The sequence below is a fragment of the Kitasatospora sp. NPDC059408 genome, from assembly GCF_042751525.1.
Taxonomy (GTDB): Bacteria; Actinomycetota; Actinomycetes; order Streptomycetales; family Streptomycetaceae; genus Kitasatospora.
The window spans coordinates 16,097-34,727 of the sequence record NZ_JBHYWI010000053.1; the positions used below are offsets into that span (position 1 = coordinate 16,097).

Sequence of the window (18,631 nt, forward strand, 5' to 3'; positions counted from 1 at the left end):
ACCGGCCCCTCCGGCGCGGCCGGACCCCACCGCGGGCTCGCGGCGGGGACGAGTACGCAACCGCGGACGTTGCACAAGCAGTCGTTGCAGGCGAAGACCAGCGGGGGCCGGCCACCGGCCGGGGCCGCCGTCGACCAGGAGGGTGCTCAGACCATGACCGACACGACCGCGAAGACCCCGAGCCGGCGCCGCCAGCGCTTCCCCGACATCTCCACCCGGGCCTGGGAGCACCCGGCCGACCGTTCCGCCCTGGTCGCGCTGCGCCGGCTGACCGGCTTCGACGACGTCCTCAAGAAGCTCGCCGGCCTGGTGTCGGAGCGGGCGATCCGGCTGATGTTCCTGGCCACCGCCGTGAAGACCTCCGAGCGGCAGTTCCCCGAGCTGCACGACATGGTGCGCGACGCCGCCTACGTGCTCGACCTGGAGAAGGTCCCCGACCTCTACGTCACCCAGGACCCGACGGTCAACGCCTTCACCATCGGCATCGACACCCCGATCATCGTGATCACCAGCGGGCTCGTCGAGCTGCTGGACGAGGAGGAGCTGCGCTCGGTCATCGGCCACGAGGTCGGCCACGCGATGTCCGGCCACGCCGTCTACCGGACGATGCTGCTGATCCTCACCAACATCGCCACCCGGATCGCCTGGGTGCCGCTCGGCAACCTGGCGATCATGGCGATCGTCACCGCTCTCAAGGAGTGGTTCCGCAAGGCCGAGCTGTCCAGCGACCGGGCCGGCCTGCTGGCCGGGCAGGACCTCCAGGCCTCCATGCGGGCCCTGATGAAGCTGGCCGGCGGGCACAACCTGGCCGAGATGAACGTGGACGCCTTCCTGGAGCAGGCCGAGGAGTACGAGAAGGCCGGCGACCTGCGCGACGGCGTGCTCAAGCTGCTCCAGGTGCTGCCGCAGAGCCACCCGTTCGCCGTGGTCCGGGTCGCCGCGCTGAAGAAGTGGGCCGAGGGCGACGAGTACCGCTCGATCCTGGCCGGCGCCTACCCGCGCCGCACCGACGACCCGGACACCTCGGTCACCGAGCAGTGGAAGGCCGCCGCCGACCACTACACGACCTCCGTCAAGGAGAGCAAGGACCCGCTGATGGGCCTGATCCGGGACGTCGCCGGCGGCGCCGCGACCGTGGGCGGCAAGATCCGCGACACCTTCACGGGCGCCGGAGCGCGCACCGGGTCCGCGCCCAAGGACGGCGAGGAGTCGTAACCGCGACCGCCGCCGACGGCCGGTGAGCCCCGCCCGGGGCCACCGGCCGTCGGCGTTCCCGCCCACCCGCGCCCCGCGTCAGCTCCCGGCCAGCACCCCGCACACCTGCCACGCCGGGTGCGCGTGGTCGCCCGGGTCGACCGCCGCCGGCCCCGGCACCCGGACGCCCTGCGGGGTCGCGAGCACCGGCTGCAGGAAGCCCGCCATCGACGTCGTGCACGGCTCCGGCCCGGCCTGGACCACCGCGTCCACCAGCCGCAGCTGCGCCGCGCCGAGGTCGATCCGGTCGAACTGGAAGGTCAGCTCCCGCCGCACGGTCTCCAGCGTGACCGGGGCGCCGGCGGGGGCGCCGGCCGGCCTGAGCGCGTAGACGAAGGTGTGGTCGGTGGTGACCTGCAGCGTGCCGCTGTCCGCCTCGTCGACCCGCATCACGCCGGCCACCTTCACGGTGTCGGTCGACAGGGCCACCTGCGCCGGGTCGAAGCGGACCAGCCAGCCGGTCACCGCGTGGTGCCGGTCGTCGACGGGCTGTGCCACGCTCGCGTCGAACCCGGCCTGCTCGCCGGGCGTCACGAAGGCCCGCACGTCGGCGGTGGCGCCCTGGACGAGGGCGGCCGGCGCCAGCGAGGAGGCGACCAGGTAGCGCTGCACGGTGTCGAGCGCCTTGGTCACCTCGACCCGGCTGAAGTGCTCGGTGGACGTCCCGGCCGGGGTGTTCAGCCCCATCGTCCCGTCCCCGTACCCCGTCGGCAGCGCGGCGAACGGGTTCGCCGGGTCGGCGACCGGCCGCACCGCCGAGGCCGGGCTCAACGCGACCAGGCTGACGGTCAGTTGGCTGCCCTCGGGGCGCGCGGCCGTGCCCTTCGGCGAGCTGACCCCGAAGTACACGGCGGCCGCGAAGGCCAGCAGGATGAGCAGCAGCAGCGCGAGCGCCTGGCGGGGCACCGTGCCGAACGGGCCGAGCCGCACCTTGGGCCGGGTGGCCCGGCCGAAGGAGCCGGCCAGCCGCTCCCGGGCGGACAGTTCCTGGATCCGGGCAGCCCGCACGAACGATTCGTCGAAGACGACGGACCGGTACTCGTCCTCGTTTCCGGACCCACCGTCGGGCGTACCCTCCGGAGGCTCTCGCGGGTCACCCACACCACCAGGGTAGGCGCACCCCCGCCCCGCCACGAGGGTGCTCACGCAGATTCCCGGGAACGCTGCGTGACCACCCGCCCCGGGCGCACGACCCCCGCGGGATCAGCCGGCGGGCGCGGTGACCACCAGCGACGGCTCGGCGGGCGGTGCGGGCGCCGGCGTCGGGTCGACCCCGGCGCTGCTGCTCCCGGAATCCGGCCGCGGGGGCGCGCCGGAGGCGCCGCCCACGCCCTGGTAGATCGCCGCGACGGCGACCGCCACCAGGCTCACGCCCATGATCACCGCGAGCACCCACGCGACCGGCCGGTGCCAGCGCTGCTGGGCGACGTAGCGCCCGCGCCCCCGCACCGGACCGCCGTCGCCCCGGCCCCGGCGGCGGCCCGAACGGCCCACCGCCCGGCCCGGCCCTGACCACGGATCAGGGTAGAGGTGGTCGTCGTCGAGCCGGCTCGGGTACGGGCGCAGCTCCAGCGGCACCCCGTCCCCGGCCGGGACGTCATAGCCCCAGCCCGGACCCGCGGTGTCCGGCTCGAGCCTGGCCTCGGCAGCGGCGAGCTGCCGCTCCTTGGCCGTCGGCTCGTGCACGGCGGCGGACCGGACGAAGGCCTCGTCGAAGACCACGGTGGCGAACTCGTCGTCCGCACCACCGTGGTCGGAGCCGTCGGGGTACGGCAAGCCCCCCACATCCTCAGCCACGGATTCAGCGTATTACCGGGCGGGCGATTTGTCTGTGGCTCCTGCCAGTTGGTCCGTCACACGTGTGACGCGGACCCCGTCCATCCCGACCGGAGGCCCCGGCCGCCCGCCCCGAGCGCCCCGGCCACCCGCCCCGAGACCCGGCCACCCCGACCGGAGGCCCCGGCCGCCCCCGCTCAGAACGCGTCGGCGTCCCCGCCCACCGTCTGCGCGGCCTCGCCGCGGACGTGCCCGTCACCGGTGACGATGTACTTGGTGCTGGTCAGCTCCGGCAGGCCCATCGGGCCGCGGGCGTGCAGCTTCTGCGTGGAGATCCCGATCTCCGCACCGAAGCCGAACTCACCGCCGTCGGTGAAGCGGGTCGAGGCGTTGACGGCGACGGTGGTCGAGTCGACCAGCCGGGTGAAGCGCCGGGCGGCGGCCTGCGAGGTCGTCACGATCGCCTCGGTGTGGCCGGAGGACCAGCGGCGGATGTGCTCGACGGCGGCGTCCAGCGAGGGCACCACGGCGGCGGCGATGTCGTACGACAGGTACTCGGCGCCCCAGTCCTCGTCGGTGGCCGGCACGACGGTGGCCCCGGTGCCCTCGGCGGCCTTGAGCACCGCGTCGTCGCCGTGCACCGTCACCCCGGCACCGGCCAGGGCGGCGAGCGCGAGCGGCAGGAAGGCGTCCGCGACGTCCTGGTGCACCAGCAGCGTCTCGGCCGCGTTGCAGACGCTGACCCGCTGCGCCTTGGAGTTCAGCAGGATGCCGACGGCCATCGCCAGGTCCGTCCGCGCGTCCACGTAGACGTGGCAGTTGCCGGTGCCGGTCTCGATCACCGGCACGGTCGAGCCCTCGACCACGGCGCGGATCAGCGAGGCGCCGCCGCGCGGGATGAGCACGTCCACGAGGCCGCGGGCGCGCATCAGCTCCTGGACGGAGTCGCGGCTCTCGCCCGGGACGAGCTGGATCACGTCGGCGGGCAGCCCGGCCGCGGCGACGGCGTCCCGCAGGACGGCCACCAGCGCGGTGTTGGAGCGGTAGGCCGAGGCCGAGCCGCGCAGCAGCACCGCGTTGCCCGACTTCAGGCAGAGCGCGGCGGCGTCGACGGTGACGTTCGGCCGGGCCTCGTAGATGATGCCGACCACGCCGAGCGGCACCCGCACCTGGCGCACGTCCAGACCGTTGGGCAGCGTGTAGCCGCGCACGACCTCGCCGACCGGGTCGGGCAGGCCGGCCACGCTGCGCACGTCGGCGGCGATCGCCGAGATCCGCTCGTCGGTCAGCGTCAGCCGGTCGATCACGGACTCGGCCGTCCCGGCCTCGCGGGCCCGGGCCACGTCCTCGGCGTTGGCCGCGACGACCTCGGCGGCACGGGCGACCAGCGCGTCCGCGATCGCCAGCAGCGCGGTGTCCTTCGCGCCGCGCGGCAGCGGGGCGAGCGCGGCGGCGGCTTCCCGGGCACGGCGCGCTACGGCGAGGACGGGGCTGTCGGCGGGGGCGAGGTCGCTGGTCATGCGCCAAGGGTAGCGACTGCGCCACGCCCGCCGAGCCCCCGTTTCGCGCGATGAGACGGCCCGGCGGTCAGTACGGGTGCACGCCGCCCAGGTGCGGCGGCGGGTCCCCGAAGCCCTCCGCCACCCGCTTGTGGTACGTCGCCCGGTCGACCACCTCCAGGCCGACGATCTCCCACGGCGGCAGGTTCGCGGTCACCTTGTGCTCGCCCCACAGCCGCAGCGCGATCGCCGCCGCGTCGTGCAGGTCCCGGGCCTGCTCCCAGTAGCGGATCTCCGCGTGGTCGGCGGCGTACCGGGCGGTCAGGAAGAACGAGTGGTCGTGCGCGAGCCGCTCCAGCGAGGCGCGCAGCGAGGTCAGCGGCGTGACCTGGCCGGCCACGCTCAGCACCACGTGCCACAGCCGCGCCTGCTCGGGCACGGTCGGCGGCTCCCCCGCGTCCCGGTGGTCCGGCCGCAGCCTGCGCACCCCGCCGGGCCTCTGCGGCGGCGGACCGGACGGCTCGGCGGGAGCGTCCCCGCGTCCGCCGTCGATGCTGGTCAGCCGCCGGCCCGCCGTTCCTCCGGTCAGCGCTGCCTCGCGCCTGCGTTCCACCGGCGGCCTCCTGTTCGGCGATGTCCTGTCGTCCCCCCACCCGTCCCGCCGGCGTTCGGCCGGCGCGCACGGCTGCGCCCCTCCTCGCCCGGCGGCCGGGCCCCTCCCCGTGCGGAGCGGCCCCCGGCCGGCACCCGCCCCGCGCCGGCCGGTCAGCCGCGCAGGACGACCAGGTCGTCGCGGTGGACGACCTCCCGCTCGTACGCGGCGCCGAGCTCCTGGGCCAGGTCACGGGTGGACCGGCCGAGCAGGCGGGGCAACTCCCTCGCATCAAAGTTGACCAGCCCGCGCGCCACGATGTGGCCGTTTTCGGCAATCAGGTCCACCGGATCACCCGCGGCGAACTCGCCGTCGACCTTCACCACCCCGGCCGGCAGCAGCGACGCACCCCCGGAGACGACCGCCTCGACGGCCCCCGCGTCGAGGTGCAGGGCGCCGCGCGGGCTGCTCGCGTGGGCGAGCCAGAGCATCCGGTCCGAGGTGCGGCTGCCGGTGCGCAGGAACAGGGTGCCGGTGGGCCGGCCGGCCAGCGCGTCGGCGGCGTGGCTGGCCGCGGTGAGCACCACCGGGATGCCGGCGCCGGTGGCGATCCGGGCCGCCTCGACCTTGGTGACCATGCCGCCGGTGCCGACGCCGGCCTTGCCCGCGCTGCCGATCTGGATGCCGTCGAGGTCGTGCGGGCCGCGCACCTCGGCGATCCGGCTGGTGCCGGGGCGGGCCGGGTCGCCGTCGTAGAGGCCGTCCACGTCGGAGAGCAGCACCAGCAGGTCGGCCCGTACGAGGTGGGCGACCAGGGCGGCCAGCCGGTCGTTGTCACCGAACTTGATTTCGGCGGTGGCGACGGTGTCGTTCTCGTTGACGACGGGCATCGCGCCCATCGCCAGCAGCTGGTCGAGCGTGCGGTAGGCGTTGCGGTAGTGCGCGCGCCGGCTGGCGTCCTCGGCGGTGAGCAGCACCTGGCCGACCCGGATGCCGTAGCGGGCGAAGGAGGCGGTGTACCGGGCGACGAGCAGGCCCTGCCCGACGCTCGCGGCGGCCTGCTGGCGGGCCAGGTCCTTGGGCCTTTTCTCCAGGCCGAGCGGAGCGAGGCCGGCGGCGATGGCGCCGGAGGAGACCAGGACGACCTCCGGCGCGTCCGCGCGGGCGCGCACCTTGGCGAGCGCGTCCACGAGGGCGTCGACGCGGTCGGCGTCCAGGCCGCCGGCCGCCGTGGTGAGTGAGGAGGAGCCGACCTTGACGACGATGCGCCGTGCGGTCAGCACCTCCTCCCGCAGTGAGTCGTCGCTCATCTCGCTGTACGCCCTTCCGGTGTGGTGCGGGTGCGGCCATGCCGTGGACCGGGTCGCCGGGCCCGGCCGTCACCCCCGAAATCTACGCGATCCGTGCAGGTCGGCCGCAGGGTGTTTCACCGGCTGGACCCGGCCCGGTCACGGCCTCGCCACAGCCGGGCCACCAATCCGGATGGCTGGTATGGTCCCTGACCGAAAGCCAGATCGGGGGACGGCTTCTTGCCCGCTGGACCCACTCGTCTTCGACCCTCAATGCCATCGGGCGGCACCGCACTGGGCATGCCGGCAACGGTTCGCGGTCGCGCGCTCAGGAGTTAGCGCACCATGCGTTCGTACACCACGAAGCTGACCGTCGCCGCACTGGCGGCGGCCACCGCCCTGTCCCTGGCCGCCTGCGGCCCGGACAACTCGGACACCGGCGCCGCCACGGGCGGCGCCACCGGCTCGACCGCCGCGCCGACCGGCGCGGCCACCGGCGGTGCGGCCACGGGCGGTGCCGCCACCGGCGGTTCCGCGGCCCCGACCGGCGCGGCCGCGGGCGGAGCGGCCACCGGCGGCGGTGCCGCCACGGGCGGTGCGGCGGCCGGCGGCGCCGGGACGGCGGGGGCGACGGGCGGCGCCGCGACCGGTGGCGGGGCCGCCGCCGGCAGCCTCCCGCAGGCCGGCACCTCGGTGAAGTTCGGCCAGCCGGCCGCCGTCGACTTCAACGACAAGACCTCGAACACCGCCGCCAAGCTCCAGCTCACCGTGACCGGTATAACCCCGGGCTCGCTCAAGGACTTCCAGGACGCCAAGGCCAACACGGCCGGCCTGGACGGCCGCGCGCTGTACTACGTCAGCTGGACCATGACGAACCTCGGGGACACCAAGCTGACCTTCAGCGCCCCGGATTCCAAGCTCAAGGTCTACGACGCGAGCGGCAACACCGCGTCGTTCGCCAACCCGGTCGGCTCGACCCCGATCGCCAAGTGCACCACCCCGAGCTTCTCGGGCGCCACCAAGGGCGTCGCGTTCAAGGGCTGCGACATCGTCAGCTTCCCGGCCGGCGGCGGCACCCCGGTGATGGTCGGCTTCGGCGACTCGACCGACATCACCAAGGTCCAGGCCGCCTGGACGAAGTGACGTCCGCTCACGCCTGAACACCTGAACACCTGAACGACCGACGCGAACGGCCCCGCCTCCCCCGAAAGGGTGGCGGGGCCGTTCGGCTGCGCGGGATCAGTCCTCGTCGTCGCCCTCGATGGCGGCCGGCCGGCCGCTCGACAGCGCCTCGAAGTCCAGGAACTCCTGCTCGGCGGCGTCCCGGCCCTTCTGCTTCTCGCGACGGCGGTCGACCGCCGGCCGCGGGTTCTCGAAGCGGTGGTCCTCACCGCGGCGGCCGAGCATCTCGGCGCCGGCGGCCATGGTCGGCTCCCAGTCGAAGACGACGGCGTTCTCGTCCGGGCCGATGATGACGGTGTCGCCCTCGCGCGCCCCGACCTTCCACAGCTTCTCCTCCACGCCGAGGCGGGCGAGCCGGTCGGCGAGGTAGCCGACGGCCTCGTCGTTGGAGAAGTCGGTCTGGCGGACCCAGCGCTCCGGCTTGGTGCCGCGGATGCGGTAGGCGCCGTCCTCCTCGGTGATGGTGAAGCCCTCGTCGTCGACGGCCGTGGGCCGCAGCACGATCCGGGTGGACTCCTCGACCGGCTTGGCGGCACGCGCCTCGGCGACGATCTTCGCCACCGCGAAGCTCAGCTCGCGCAGGCCCTTGCGGGAGGCGGCGGAGACCTCGAACACCTGGAAGCCGCGCTCCTCCAGGGAGGCGCGGGTGAGGTCGGCGATGTCCTGGCCGTCCGGGACGTCCACCTTGTTGAGCGCGACCAGGCGCGGACGGTCGTCCAGGCCGCCGTACTGGGCGAGCTCCGCCTCGATGGTCTCCAGGTCGCTCAGCGGGTCACGGCCGGGCTCCAGGGTGGCGCAGTCCAGCACGTGCACGAGCACCGAGCAGCGCTCGACGTGGCGCAGGAACTCCAGGCCGAGGCCGCGGCCCTGGCTGGCGCCGGGGATCAGGCCGGGCACGTCCGCGATGGTGTAGACGGTGTCGCCCGCGGTGACCACGCCGAGGTTGGGGACGAGCGTGGTGAACGGGTAGTCCGCGATCTTCGGCTTCGCGGCGGAGAGCACCGAGATCAGCGACGACTTGCCGGCGCTCGGGTAGCCCACCAGGGCGACGTCGGCGACGGACTTGAGCTCCATGACGATGTCACGGGCCTCGCCGGGCTCGCCGAGCAGCGCGAAGCCGGGCGCCTTGCGGCGGGCCGAGGACAGCGCCGCGTTGCCGAGGCCGCCGCGGCCGCCCTGGGCGGCGACGAAGCTGGTGCCGTGGCCGACCAGGTCGGCCAGCACGTTGCCCTGGCGGTCGAGCACGACCGTGCCGTCCGGCACCAGCAGGACGAGGTCCTGGCCCTCGGCGCCGGTGCGGTTGCCGCCCGCGCCGGGCTTGCCGTTGGTCGCCTTGCGCTTGGGCGAGTGGTGGTATTCGAGGAGGGTCGTGATCTGCGCGTCGACGGTGAGGATGACGCTGCCGCCCTCACCGCCGTTGCCGCCGTCGGGGCCGCCGAGCGGCTTGAACTTCTCCCGGTGAACGGAGGCGCAGCCGTGGCCTCCGTTACCCGCGGCGACGTGAAGTTCGACGCGGTCCACGAAGGTGGTCATGGGGTGTGCCTCCAGTACGGATGAGTCTGCTTGCTACCTGCGTAAAGCCGAAGGGTGGACCGGAACATTCCGGCCCACCCTTCAGTGTGAGTCTGGTGCGACTCGTGAGTCCGCGGGGACTCAGGCCTCGACGGCCACGATGTTGACGACCTTGCGGCCGCGACGGTTGCCGAACTGCACCGCACCGGCGGTCAGCGCGAACAGGGTGTCGTCGCCACCGCGGCCGACACCGGCACCCGGGTGGAAGTGGGTGCCACGCTGGCGGACGAGGATCTCGCCGGCCGAGACGACCTGGCCACCGAAGCGCTTCACGCCGAGGCGCTGGGCGTTCGAGTCACGGCCGTTACGAGTAGAGCTTGCGCCCTTCTTGTGTGCCATTTTTCGCTATCCCCTTACTTGCTGACCGAGTCGATGCTGGTGATGCGCACCGCGGTGTGCTTCTGACGGTGACCCTGACGACGGCGGTAGCCGGTCTTGTTCTTGTAACGCAGGATGATGATCTTGTCACCCTTGGTCTGGTCGACCACCTCGGCGTGAGCCTTCACGCCGGCCAGGACCCACGGGTCGGAGGTGACGGCGTCACCGTCGACGACCAGGATGGTCGAGAGCTCGACCGAGTCACCCGGCTTGGCCTCGATACGGTCGATCTCCAGCACGTCGCCGACGGCGACCTTGTGCTGGCGGCCGCCTGCGCGAACGATCGCGTACATGCGGTACCTGCTTTCCTTGCTCGGTCGGAACCCCCGACGCCAGCCACCTGGGTACGGACACAGGAGCCTCTCCCCGTCCCTCCGCGCTGGCGCGGACGTACCGGGAAGGTGATGTGCTCGGGAGCAATGGCGTAGACACGCCGATGGTCAAGAATACGGACCGGCCGCCCGGGGGGCAAACCGGCCCGTACGGCCCGGGGCGGGAAGGGTCCCGCCCCGGGCGTGGGCACTACTCGGCCGCCGTATCACCTTCGGCGGCCGCCGCCTTCTTGGCCGCCGCGCTCGTCCGCTTGGTCGCGGTCTTGCGGGCGGTGGTCTTCTTGGCCGCCGTCGTCGTCTTCTTGGCGGCGGTCTTCTTCGCGGCGGTCTTGCGCGCGGCCCGCTTCTTGGGGGCCGGCGCCTCCTCGGCCTCGGCCTCGACGGCCGGCTCCTCCGCGGGCGCCTCGGCCGCAGCCTCGGCGGCGGCCTCGGCGGCGGCCTCCACCGGAGCCTCCTCGGCGACCGGCTCGGCGACCGGCTCGGCCGGGGCCGCGGCGGCCACCGCGGCGGCCTCCAGGGCCGCCTCCAGCGCCGCGTCGGCCTTCGCCTGCAGCACCACGATCTCGGCGCCCTGCGGCGAACCGGCCGGGGCCGTCGCCTTGCGCACCGCGCGGCGGCGCGGCCGGCCCGCCGGAGCGGCCACCGGGGCCGGCTCGGCGACGGGGGCCCCGACGGCCTCCGCGGCCGCCTGGGACACCGGCGCCTCGACGCCCGGGACCTCCAGGGCCAGCTGGCCCTCGATCTCCTCGCGCACCGGCTCGGCCGGGGCCTCCGGGGCCTCGACGAGCTCGACGACCGTCTCCTCCGTCACCGGCACGGCCTCGACGGCCTGCGGCTCCTCGTGGCCCGCACCGCCCTTGCCCCGGCGACGGCGCTTGCCGCCCTGGCCCGCCTCGACGGCCGCGGCCGCCGGGGCGTGGGTGTGGGCGCTCGGCTGCTCCACGTGGACGATCACGCCGCGGCCGTTGCAGTGCACGCAGGCCTCGGAGAAGGACTCCAGCAGGCCCTGGCCGACCCGCTTGCGGGTCATCTGGACCAGGCCCAGCGAGGTGACCTCGGCCACCTGGTGCTTGGTCCGGTCCCGGCCCAGGCACTCCAGCAGGCGGCGCAGCACCAGGTCCCGGTTGGACTCCAGCACCATGTCGATGAAGTCGATCACGATGATGCCGCCGAGGTCGCGCAGCCGCAGCTGGCGCACGATCTCCTCGGCCGCCTCGATGTTATTCCGGGTGACCGTCTCCTCCAGGTTGCCGCCCTGGCCGACGAACTTCCCGGTGTTGACGTCGATGACGACCATCGCCTCGGTGCGGTCGATCACCAGCGAACCGCCGCTGGGCAGCCAGACCTTGCGGTCCAGCGCCTTCATCAGCTGCTCGTCGATCCGGTAGGTGGCGAACACGTCCACCTCGGAGGTCCAGCGCTGGAGCCGCTCGGCGAGGTCCGGGGCCACGCTGGAGACGTACTCGTGGATGGTCTGCCACGCCTCGTCGCCGGAGACGATGACCTTGGTGAAGTCCTCGTTGAAGATGTCGCGCACGACCCGGACGGTCATGTCCGGCTCGCCGTACAGCAGCGCGGGGGCGTTGCCGGTCGCGGCCTTCTTCTGGATCTCCTCCCACTGCTGCTGGAGGCGCTGGACGTCGCGGGTCAGCTCGTCCTCGGAGGCACCCTCGGCGGCGGTGCGCACGATGACGCCCGCGTCGTCCGGGACGATCTTCTTGAGGATCTGCTTCAGGCGGGCGCGCTCGTTCTCGGGGAGCTTGCGCGAGATGCCGGTCATCGAGCCCTCGGGCACGTAGACCAGGTAGCGGCCGGGCAGCGAGATCTGGCTGGTCAGGCGGGCGCCCTTGTGGCCGATCGGGTCCTTGGAGACCTGCACGAGCACGGACTGGCCGGACTTCAGCACCGACTCGATCCGGCGCGGGCCGCCGTGGCCGCCCAGCGCGCCGAAGTTGACCTCGCCGGCGTACAGCACGGCGTTGCGGCCCTTGCCGATGTCGACGAACGCGGCCTCCATCGACGGCAGCACGTTCTGGACCTTGCCCAGGTAGACGTTGCCGACGTACGAGGTGGCCTGCTCCTTGTTGACGTAGTGCTCGACGAGCACCCCGTCCTCCAGGACGCCGATCTGGGTGCGCTGGCCGTTCTGGCGCACCACCATGACGCGCTCGACCGACTCGCGGCGGGCCAGGAACTCGGCCTCGGTGATGATCGGCACCCGGCGGCGGCCCAGCTCGCGGCCCTCACGGCGGCGCTGCTTCTTGGCCTCCAGGCGGGTCGAGCCCTTGATGGACTGGACCTCGTCGGGGTCGAAGGACGGCTCGGTCGAGCGGCGGCGCGGCTCGCGCACCTTCACGACCGTGCGGACGCCGTCCTCGGTGGTCTCGGCGGCCTCGACCGCACCGGCCTCGCCGCTGCGGCGGCGACGACGACGGCGACGGCGCGACGAGGACAGGCCGGCGGCCAGGTCGTCGTCGTCCTCGTCCTCCTCGTCGACCACCGCGGCGGCCGGCTCCTCGGCGGGCTGCTCGGCCTCGTGGGCCTCGGTCTCGAACTCCTCGGCCTCGCCACGGCGGCGGCGACGGCCGCCCCGGCGGCGGCGGCGCGACGGACGGCCGTCGTCCTCCCACTCGCCCTCGGTCTCCGGACCGGCGGCGGGGGCCTCGACGACGGCGACGGGCGCCTCGACCGGGGCCTCGACGACCACCGGAGCGGCCTTGGGGGCGGTCTTGGGGGTGGCCTTGGCGGCAGCCTTCTGGGCGGCCTTGGCGGCGCCCTTCGAGCGGCCCGGCTCGACCCGGGCGCGCACCCGGCGGCGACGGCCGACGCCGCTGTACTCGAACTCGTCCTCCTCCTCGCGCTCGGCGGCCACCGGGGCCTGCTCGGCGGCGGCCGGGGCCTCGACGGCAGCGGGCTGCTGCTGCGTCGCGGCCGGGGCGACGTAGGGGGCCGGCTCCTGGAACACCGGGGCCTGGAAGATCGCGGTGGACGGGCGCACGGCGCGGCGGCGCACCCGGTGCGGCGGCTCGGCCTCGACGGCCGGGGCGGGCTCGGCGACCGGCGCGGGCGCGGCGGCCTCGGCCTCGGTCTCCTCCTCGGCCGGCTCCTCCTCGGCCACCGGCTCCTCGACCGGGGCCTCGACGACCGGCGCGGCCTCGACCACGCGACGGCGGCGGGCGCGGCGGGCCGGCGCGGCGGGCGCCTCCTCGGCGGCGGGCTGCTCGGCCTTCTCGGCCACCGGCTCGGCCACCGGGGCCTGCTCGACGACGGCCGGGGTCTCGGCGGCGGGCGCCCCGGCGGGGGCCTCGGCACGCTTGCGGGTCCGGCGGGCCCGGACCGGCTTCTCGGCCGCGGGGGCCTCCTCGGCCGGAGCCTCGGCGACGGCAGCGGGGGCCGGGGCGGCCTGCGCCTCGGCCGGGATCACGGTCTCGGCGGCCTCGGCCGCCGCGCCCTGCGGTGCACCCGCCGGGCGGGACACCGCGCGGCGACGGCGGCGCGGCGGCGCGGCGGACGCGCCCTCGCCACCGGTCGCACCGGTGTCGTTCGGTTCCGTCGCAGACTGCTGCGGATCGGTGTTATCGAGCATGCGGGTGGATCTCCCGTCAGGCCCCCGGGCTCCGCATCCGGGCACGGCACGACACCTGCGGCCGACCGGCACCGCTCACGGTGCTCGGGCCGGACCTTTCACGGTGCCGCCGCGCGGACGCGAGGCCGCACAGGGGCTCGTAGTCTCGCTCGGCGCCCCACGCTCGGCGGGGTGTCGAAAGTCTTCTGGTCTGACCAGTCTTCTGTGGTTTTCCCAAGCTGCGCCGTCCCCCAACCCCGGGTGGCTCCCGGAAGGGGTCCTCGGGCCCACCGACCGTCCTGGTCGGCGGGCCGCAAGGGGCCGGCCTGTGCTGCGACGACGCTCGCTCCCCTGGGGAGCCGCGGGAACCCCGGAGGTCCGTCGGGTCCAGTGAGGCACTGGACCCGGCCTCCGCCCGCTAGGCGGACGCGGTAGCGCGCGGCCCTGCGGCCGGATCGGAACCGGCCGGGGCCGCGGCGCGGTCGAGCGCCAGCGGGTCGGTCACCGTGCCGGACTCCTCGTCGAGCGGCCCCTGCGCCAGCCTGGTCACCTCTGCGGGGACCGGCGGCGCCAGGTCGGCCGTCGCACGGAGACCGGACAACACGTCGTCGGGTCGTACGGCTGGTGTGGCGTGTCGTACTACCAGGCGCAGTATCGCACAGGCACGGCCGGTCCGAACATCGTGGGCCGCTCCGGCCTCCGTGTCCGCACCGCCGTCGACCTGCGGCGCGAGCACCTCGAGCGCCGCCACGGCGCCGCGCGCGTCGAATACGCGCACGCCGTTCTTGGTCTGGCGCTGCACCTCGACCCGCTCCTCGGCGAGGAAGACGCCGACCGCGCGGGCCGCCTCCTGCGGCTCGACGCCGTCCAGCCGCACCCGCCACTCGGAGGCCTCCAGGCGCTCCACGAAGTTCGGCGTCCGGACCTCGACCGCGTCGATGACGTCCAGTCCGGCGGGCAGCGACTCGTCCAGCTGGGCGCGCAGCGCCTGCGGGTCGCGGACGGCGGCGAGGCCGATCTCCAGGTACTCCGCCTCGCTGGCCACCCCGGTCGGGGCGGCGTTGGCGTAGGACACCTTGGGGTGCGGGGTGAAGCCGGCCGAATACGCCATCGGCACGGCCGAGCGGCGCAGGGCGCGCTCGAAGGCGCGCTGGAAGTCGCGGTGGCTGGTGAAGCGGAGCCGGCCGCGCTTGGTGTAGCGGAGACGGATCCGCTGCACCGTCGGCGCGGGCGGCGGACCGTCGGGCGTACGGCGTGCCAGGTCGCTCAGTCCTTAGTCAGTTGTCCCCGTCCGGCGCGGCGGGTTCCCGCCACTGTCCGGACTCTGTCACCTCAAAGGGTACGCGCCCCGCCGCGCCCCTCGCTCCGCCCCTGGTCAGCCGCACACCGACGACCCCCGGCCGGGACACTCCGGCCGGGGGTCGTCGGTGTGCCGAGGGACTACTTGTTGACGACCGTCAGCGGCAGCATCTTCTTGCCGGTGGGGCCGATCTGGATAGCCGTCTGCATCTGGGGACACACGCCGCAATCGAAGCACGGCGTCCAGCGGCAGTCGTCGACCTCGACCTCCTCCAGGGCGTCCTGCCAGTCCTCCCACAGCCAGTCCTTGTCGAGGCCGCTGTCCAGGTGGTCCCAGGGCAGCACCTCCTCGTAGGTGCGCTCGCGGGTGGTGTACCAGTCGACGTCGACGCCGGTGCCGGCCAGGGCCTTGTCGGCGCAGGCCATCCAGCGGTCGTACGAGAAGTGCTCGCGCCAGCCGTCGAAGCGGCCGCCGTCCTCGTAGACGGCGCGGATGATCCCGCCGACCCGGCGGTCGCCGCGCGAGAGCAGGCCCTCGACGATGCCCGGCTTGCCGTCGTGGTAGCGGTAGCCGATGTTCTTGCCGTACTTGCGGTCGCCGCGGATCGAGTCGCGCAGCTTGGCCAGGCGGGCGTCGGTGGCCTCGGCGGACAGCTGCGGGGCCCACTGGAACGGGGTGTGCGGCTTGGGCACGAACCCGCCGATGGAGACGGTGCAGCGGATGTCGTTCTGACCGGTGACCTCGCGGCCCTTCTGGATGACGTTCTTCGCCATCTCGCCGATCTGGAGCACGTCCTCGTCGGTCTCGGTCGGCAGGCCGCACATGAAGTACAGCTTCACCTGGCGCCAGCCGTTGCCGTACGCGGTGGCGACGGTGCGGATCAGGTCCTCCTCCGACACCATCTTGTTGATCACCTTGCGCATGCGCTCGCTGCCGCCCTCGGGGGCGAAGGTGAGGCCCGAGCGGCGCCCGTTGCGGGACAGCTCGTTGGCGAGGTCGATGTTGAAGGCGTCGACGCGGGTGGACGGCAGCGACAGGCCGATCTTGTCCTCGGTGTAGCGGTCGGCCAGGCCCTTGGCGATGTCGCCGATCTCGGTGTGGTCGGCGCTGGACAGCGACAGCAGGCCGACCTCCTCGAAGCCGGTCGCCTTGAGCCCGCGCTCGACCATCTCGCCGATGCCGGTGATGCTTCGCTCCCGCACGGGGCGCGTGATCATGCCGGCCTGGCAGAAGCGGCAGCCGCGGGTGCAGCCGCGGAAGATCTCGACGGACATCCGCTCGTGCACGGTCTCGGCGAGCGGGACGAGCGGCTGCTTCGGGTAGGGCCACTCGTCGAGGTCCATGACGGTGTGCTTGGACACCCGCCACGGCACGCCCGGGGCGTTCGGCACGACGCGGCCGATCCGGCCGTCGGCCAGGTACTCGACGTCGTAGAACTTGGGGACGTACACCCCGCCGGTGCGCGCGAGGCGCAGCAGCAGCTCGTCTCGCCCGCCCGGACGGCCCTCGGCCTTCCAGGCCCGGATGATGTCGGTGATGTCGAGCACGGCCTGCTCGCCGTCGCCGACCACCGCGCAGTCCAGGAAGTCCGCGATCGGCTCGGGGTTGAACGCCGCGTGACCGCCGGCCAGGACGATCGGGTCGTCGTCGGTGCGGTCCTTGGCCTCCAGCGGGATGCCGGCCAGGTCGAGCGCGGTCAGCATGTTGGTGTAGCCGAGCTCGGTGGAGAACGACAGGCCGAACACGTCGAAGGCCTTCACCGGCCGGTGGGCGTCCACCGTGAACTGCGGCACGTCGTGCTCGCGCATGAGCGCCTCGAGGTCCGGCCAGACGCTGTAGGTGCGCTCGGCCAGCACGCCCTCGCGCTCGTTGAGCACCTCGTAGAGGATCATGACGCCCTGGTTGGGCAGGCCGACCTCGTAGGCGTCGGGGTACATCAGCGCCCAGCGGACGTCGCAGGCGTCCCAGTCCTTGACGGTCGAGTTGAGCTCGCCGCCGACGTACTGGATCGGCTTCTGGACGTGCGGGAGGAGGGCCTCCAGGCGTGGGAAGACCGATTCGACAGTCATGTACTAGGAACCCTTACGACGTGATTCGGGGCCGCGCGCACCGGCAGGCGACGGCTGGGAGGGGTGACCCTCAAGGGTAGCCCAATCCGGGGAAGGACCCGGCGGGCCCGATCGGCGGCCACCGCCCACCGGGACGCCCGCGGCGCCGCCCGCCCCCGCCCGCGGCGCGCACCGGCGCGGCCCGGTCCGTTCGCACCCGCCCCGCACGCACGGTGCGCGCCCGCCGTCCCCGGGCCGTCCGCCGTTGACACCCCCGGACGGCCCGTGCGCTACTGGCAGGGCTCCGCCACCGACCCCTGCACCCCTTCCCGCGCCGGGAGTTGGGCCGTACGCTCGGCCCCTCGCCGACTCCCCACCGGCGACCGACACCGCCCCGGCCCGCGGGCCGCGGCCGGCGGCGCACCCGTCCGCGCCCCGGCGGCCCTCGCCCGGGGGCAAGGAGAAGCATGACCGACACCGGCCACCGGGTCCGTCCGCCCCGGCCCCTCGACGTGACGCCGGCCCGCTACCCGACGGTGGCCGGCGCCGAGGCCGCGGCCCGGCGGCTGGCCCGCAGCCACCCCGACCGCTGCCGGCTGCGCGAGGTGGGCCGCTCCCGCGCCGGACGGCCCCTGCTGCTGCTCTCCGTCGACCGCGGCCCGCACACCGTCCTGGCCGTCGGCGGCCCCCACCCCAACGAACCCGTGGGCACCGCCACCGCCGTCCGCCTCGCCGAACTCCTCCTCGCCTCCCCCGCCCGCCCCGGCCTCTCCTGGCACCTCCTGCTGTGCCTCGACCCCGACGGCGCCGCCCTCAACGCCGGCTGGCTCGACGGCCCCCTCACCATGCGCCGCCACTACCAGCACTTCTTCCGCCCCTCCTTCGAGGAACAGCCCGAACTCCTCCCCGCCCCCGCCACCGGCCGCCGGCCCATGCCCGAGAGCCTCGCCCTCACCGCACTCATCGACGAACTGCGCCCCTTCCTCCAGTGCTCCCTGCACGGCGTCGACTTCGGCGGCGCCTTCGTCCAGCTCACCCGCCCCGTCCCCGGCCTGCCCGAACGCTTCGCCCGCTCCGCCGACCGCGCCGGCCTCCCCCTCGACATCGACTCGTTCGACGCCATCGGCTGGGCCAGCCCCGCCCCCGGCACCTACCTCATGCCCACCCCCGGCAGCGACGCCGCCACCCGCGCCCTGCCCGACGAACCCGAACTCTCCACCTGGTCCTACGCCACCCGCCACGGCGGCGTCACCGCCGTCCTCGAAGTCCCCATGTGGTCCGTCGACGCCGTCGCCGACCCGCGCCCCCACCCCGCCGTCGGCCCCGCCGTCACCGCCGCCGCCCGCACCCTGCGCGACCGCGCCGAGGAACTGGCCGGACTGCTCGCCCGCGTCCCCGTACACGCCCGCGCCGTGCACGGCCCCCTGGTGCGCGCCGCCGATTTCAACCTGGCGGTCTGCCCGTCGGTCGCGGACGAGTGGCTGGAGCGCTGGTGCGCGGAGCCGCTCACGGTCTCCCGGGTGACGACCGCCGCGATCGTCGCCGCCCGGGTGCCGCTGCGCGTCGCGTCGATGCTGCTGCGGCTGCTGGCCGACGTCCGCGGACCGGGCGCGGAGGCCGGCCGCGAGCGCGCCCGCGCCATCGTCACCGAGAGCCTGAACCAGCTGCGCCACCGCTTCGGCGCCCGCTGGGTGCCGGTCGAGGAGCAGGTGGCCCACCAGACCCGGGCCGCCCTCGCCGCCGCCGAGTGCCTGCTCGGCTGACGCTCAACGGCCGAGCCCCGTACAGAAGTCGAGGGCCGGCCCGGGATTCGCTCCCGGACCGGCCCTCGACTCGAGGACGTG

General features: G+C 74.3%; 14 protein-coding genes. 3 read left to right on the forward strand and 11 right to left on the reverse strand.

Annotated features, from left to right (window positions below; genetic code table 11):
* Window positions 1-153 precede the first annotated feature (153 nt).
* Window positions 154-1,215, forward strand: coding sequence for a M48 family metallopeptidase (locus ACFXDE_RS29515; protein WP_380446139.1), 1,062 nt, complete (start codon window positions 154-156; stop codon window positions 1,213-1,215).
* Window positions 1,216-1,293: 78 nt separating this feature from the next.
* On the opposite strand, the gene ACFXDE_RS29520 is transcribed toward ACFXDE_RS29515, so the two are convergent.
* From ACFXDE_RS29520 to proB, 5 genes are all read right to left on the reverse strand, one after another.
* Complete coding sequence (locus ACFXDE_RS29520) at window positions 1,294-2,355, reverse strand: hypothetical protein (protein WP_380497724.1); 1,062 nt, start codon at window positions 2,353-2,355, stop codon at window positions 1,294-1,296.
* 102 nt (window positions 2,356-2,457) lie between these two features.
* The gene (locus tag ACFXDE_RS29525; RefSeq protein WP_380446155.1) at window positions 2,458-3,039 is read right to left on the reverse strand and encodes a hypothetical protein; all 582 of its coding nucleotides are present in this window, start codon (window positions 3,037-3,039) and stop codon (window positions 2,458-2,460) included.
* A gap of 188 nt (window positions 3,040-3,227) precedes the next feature.
* Window positions 3,228-4,550 carry a glutamate-5-semialdehyde dehydrogenase gene (locus ACFXDE_RS29530; protein WP_380497725.1) on the reverse strand — a complete coding sequence of 441 codons (1,323 nt, stop codon included), beginning with the start codon at window positions 4,548-4,550 and terminating at the stop codon, window positions 3,228-3,230.
* 67 nt (window positions 4,551-4,617) lie between these two features.
* The gene (locus tag ACFXDE_RS29535; protein ID WP_380497726.1) at window positions 4,618-5,142 is read right to left on the reverse strand and encodes a hypothetical protein; all 525 of its coding nucleotides are present in this window, start codon (window positions 5,140-5,142) and stop codon (window positions 4,618-4,620) included.
* 152 nt (window positions 5,143-5,294) lie between these two features.
* Window positions 5,295-6,431: a glutamate 5-kinase gene (gene proB / locus ACFXDE_RS29540; RefSeq protein ID WP_380446135.1), complete on the reverse strand. Its 1,137-nt coding sequence runs from the start codon at window positions 6,429-6,431 to the stop codon at window positions 5,295-5,297.
* A 324-nt stretch (window positions 6,432-6,755) separates the two neighbouring features.
* Between proB and ACFXDE_RS29545 the strand changes: the two genes are divergently transcribed.
* Window positions 6,756-7,553, forward strand: coding sequence for a hypothetical protein (locus ACFXDE_RS29545; protein WP_380497727.1), 798 nt, complete (start codon window positions 6,756-6,758; stop codon window positions 7,551-7,553).
* Between the two features lie 96 nt (window positions 7,554-7,649).
* Here the strand turns inward: ACFXDE_RS29545 and obgE are convergent, their stop codons facing one another.
* The 6 genes from obgE to ACFXDE_RS29575 form a co-directional block, all read right to left on the reverse strand.
* Complete coding sequence (gene obgE / locus ACFXDE_RS29550; protein ID WP_380446158.1) at window positions 7,650-9,125, reverse strand: GTPase ObgE; 1,476 nt, start codon at window positions 9,123-9,125, stop codon at window positions 7,650-7,652.
* 120 nt (window positions 9,126-9,245) lie between these two features.
* Window positions 9,246-9,503 (reverse strand): 50S ribosomal protein L27, encoded by a 258-nt coding sequence (gene rpmA, locus ACFXDE_RS29555; RefSeq protein ID WP_030058248.1) that lies wholly within the window; start codon window positions 9,501-9,503, stop codon window positions 9,246-9,248.
* Window positions 9,504-9,517: 14 nt separating this feature from the next.
* Window positions 9,518-9,835 carry a 50S ribosomal protein L21 gene (gene rplU / locus ACFXDE_RS29560; RefSeq protein WP_380446159.1) on the reverse strand — a complete coding sequence of 106 codons (318 nt, stop codon included), beginning with the start codon at window positions 9,833-9,835 and terminating at the stop codon, window positions 9,518-9,520.
* Window positions 9,836-10,064: 229 nt separating this feature from the next.
* Window positions 10,065-13,460 (reverse strand): ribonuclease E/G, encoded by a 3,396-nt coding sequence (locus ACFXDE_RS29565; protein WP_380497728.1) that lies wholly within the window; start codon window positions 13,458-13,460, stop codon window positions 10,065-10,067.
* Between the two features lie 397 nt (window positions 13,461-13,857).
* A complete protein-coding gene (locus ACFXDE_RS29570; protein WP_380497729.1) occupies window positions 13,858-14,658 on the reverse strand; it encodes a TIGR03936 family radical SAM-associated protein in 801 nt (266 codons plus the stop codon).
* 221 nt (window positions 14,659-14,879) lie between these two features.
* Window positions 14,880-16,808 carry a TIGR03960 family B12-binding radical SAM protein gene (locus ACFXDE_RS29575; protein WP_380497730.1) on the reverse strand — a complete coding sequence of 643 codons (1,929 nt, stop codon included), beginning with the start codon at window positions 16,806-16,808 and terminating at the stop codon, window positions 14,880-14,882.
* Window positions 16,809-17,254: 446 nt separating this feature from the next.
* Here ACFXDE_RS29575 and ACFXDE_RS29580 point away from each other — a divergent pair, with 446 nt between their 5' ends.
* Window positions 17,255-18,550: a M14 family zinc carboxypeptidase gene (locus tag ACFXDE_RS29580; RefSeq protein ID WP_380497731.1), complete on the forward strand. Its 1,296-nt coding sequence runs from the start codon at window positions 17,255-17,257 to the stop codon at window positions 18,548-18,550.
* The last annotated feature ends 81 nt before the right edge of the window (window positions 18,551-18,631 follow it).